1 protein-coding gene is annotated in these 953 nt (G+C 71.6%); it reads right to left on the bottom strand.

Annotated features, from left to right (window positions below; all coding sequences use genetic code 11):
* Window positions 1-124: 124 nt before the first annotated feature.
* The coding region (locus tag MR1_RS19140; protein ID WP_067250896.1) for a VWA domain-containing protein at window positions 125-953 on the bottom strand (829 nt) is incomplete at its 5' end.

Consider the following 953-nt stretch of genomic DNA (forward strand, 5'->3'; position numbering starts at 1 on the left):
CTCGCCGCCGGTGCCGTCGCCGCACCGGGGGCCGTCGCCGGCCGCCACAGCATCCATCCCGTGCCGATGAGCATCGGGACGACGAGGAGCACCACGAGGAAGGCGGGGATGACGGGCTGGAGGATCACAGGCGCACCCTCCACAGCAGCACGACGAAGCCGAGCGCGACGACGAGGAGCGCGGCGATCCAGGGCTGCGGGGCGTCGGCGCGCACCACGGTCGCCTCGCCCACGAGGGTCTTGGCCTCCTGCTCCTGGACCTCGTCGATGATCTCCGCGACCGTGGTCGTGTCGCGCAGGCTGAACGCGCGCCCGCCGGTCGCCGCGGCCGCTTCCGCCAGCTCGTCGCTGAGGCCGGAGTCGATCCCGTCGACCGGGTTGATCGTGTAGAGGCGGATGTCCTTGGAGGCGGTGAAGGCCGCAGCCTCGGCCAGGGAGACGATGGGCGATCCGTTGAGCTCGTTGTCCGTGGCGAGGATGATCGAGCGGGCGCGCTCCTCGTCGCCGTGGTCGAAGCGCAGGGCGCAGGAGGCCAGCCCGTCGCCGATGAGGGAGGCGCCGGGACCGTTCATCGTGCCGACCCAGTGCTCGGGCACCGTGTCGGTGTAGTCGAAGCTCCGCGCCATGTCGTCGAGGTGCGTGCGGACGAACTCGTAGTCGTCGGTGAGCGGGAAGACCTGGACCGGGGAGCTGTTGAAGATGGTCAGCCCGATCCGCTCCCCCTCGAAGCCCTCGGCGAGCTCGGAGAAGATCGTCACGACCTCCCGGTCCACCTCGGTCATGGAGCCCGACACGTCCAGGCACAGCATGATGTCCCGGTTCGCGGTCTCCGGCTGGATCGTCCGCGCCTCGGTGGGGCGGGCGGCGACGACTCCGGCCAGCACGGCCGCGAGCACCCCCAGCCCGACCACTCCGGACAACGCCAGCCGGCGCCGCCGGACGGCCTGGGCGAAC

It is taken from the genome of Microbacterium resistens NBRC 103078, assembly GCF_001552355.1.
In the GTDB taxonomy this organism is placed as follows: Bacteria; Actinomycetota; Actinomycetes; order Actinomycetales; family Microbacteriaceae; genus Microbacterium; species Microbacterium resistens.